Annotated in this window: 2 tRNA genes; both read right to left on the reverse strand. The window is 45.3% G+C overall.

Features of this window, described 5'->3' with window-relative positions:
* Positions 1–104: 104 nt before the first annotated feature.
* Positions 105–178: transfer RNA gene (locus JN080_RS29015), tRNA-Met, on the reverse strand.
* A gap of 173 nt (positions 179–351) precedes the next feature.
* A tRNA-Ser gene (locus JN080_RS29020) sits at positions 352–444 on the reverse strand.
* Between the last annotated feature and the right edge of the window lie 108 nt (positions 445–552).

Consider the following 552-nt stretch of genomic DNA (forward strand, 5'->3'; position numbering starts at 1 on the left):
TAACAAAATTCCGAACCAAGGTAGGACGGAGTCAAAGTACGTTGCTTACCGCTTGGCTATAAACCCAATAATTATCTAGTAACATGCGCGATTAGCGGACCTGATTGCGGGGGCAGGATTTGAACCTGTGACCTTCGGGTTATGAGCCCGACGAGCTACCGGACTGCTCCACCCCGCGATAATAGAAAATATAATGTTTTGCCCATGATCTAAGATACTTGACCGCCCCGATTTCAGTAAGCATATTCAAGTAGTGGCTCAATCGTTGCGCTGTAGAACATTCGAAGAAGCTTATTCGAACGTGCTCCACCCCGCGATAATAGAAAAAAGCAATCTTAAAAACAAATAATATGGAGGAGGAAGAGGGATTCGAACCCCCGCGCGGTGTTACCCGCCTGTCGGTTTTCAAGACCGATCCCTTCAGCCGAACTTGGGTATTCCTCCCTATATATAGTAGAAACTAGCAGGGTCCATAAGTGAACATCCGCCCTACTTGTATTCACTCAAAACTAAACAAACAAAAAACATGCCCAACAAAACTGTTTTTGTCCA

The sequence above is a fragment of the Bacillus sp. EB600 genome (assembly GCF_024494385.1).
Lineage (GTDB): Bacteria > Bacillota > Bacilli > Bacillales > Cytobacillaceae > JAEVLT01.